The sequence below is a fragment of the Vibrio aquaticus genome (assembly GCF_003970385.1).
GTDB lineage: Bacteria > Pseudomonadota > Gammaproteobacteria > Enterobacterales > Vibrionaceae > Vibrio > Vibrio aquaticus.
On record NZ_RXZH01000110.1, the window covers coordinates 1 to 532 of the forward strand.

Genomic DNA, 532 nt, shown 5'->3' on the forward strand with positions numbered 1-532 from the left:
GGCGTTAAGCTACAAACAGTCGAAAGGAATTGGTACTAGAAATGGAAAATCTGAATACAGTAGAAATAAAATCGTTTGTGCCCGCCAAAGATTTTGAGCTTTCGAAGCGCTTTTATCTGAGCATTGGCTTCGAACTCGCATCAGAATTTGATGRAATCGCGTATTTCAAGTTTGGCTCTTGTCCGTTTTTGCTCCAAGACTTTTATGAACCGGCTCATAGTGACAATTTCATGATGCACCTTTTAGTCGAAGATGCCCACAGTTGGTATGAGCATGTGCTGAAACTCAATTTAGAGGAAGAGTTTGGTTCCAAGGTGACAGAATTGGTTGAACAGCCTTGGGGAATGCTAGAGTTTTGTGTGACAGACCCTAGCGGTGTGTTGTGGCGTATAGCCGAGAACAAGTAGCTTAACAAGCAATTTAAGAGGGATTCACAACGCTTGGCACTTTTGCTTCTACTTCAAGTTTAGTGTTTATGGCACAATGCTTTAGGTTTGGGTGGAGGCGTTGTTCACCCCTTAATTGGGCGTTA

The 532-nt window shown here is 42.7% G+C and carries 1 protein-coding gene; it reads left to right on the plus strand.

Annotated elements, in window-relative coordinates:
- Positions 1-41: 41 nt before the first annotated feature.
- Entirely contained in the window at positions 42-407 is a 366-nt protein-coding gene (locus tag EJ063_RS20555) for a VOC family protein (protein WP_126576079.1), read from the plus strand.
- Positions 408-532 lie beyond the last annotated feature (125 nt).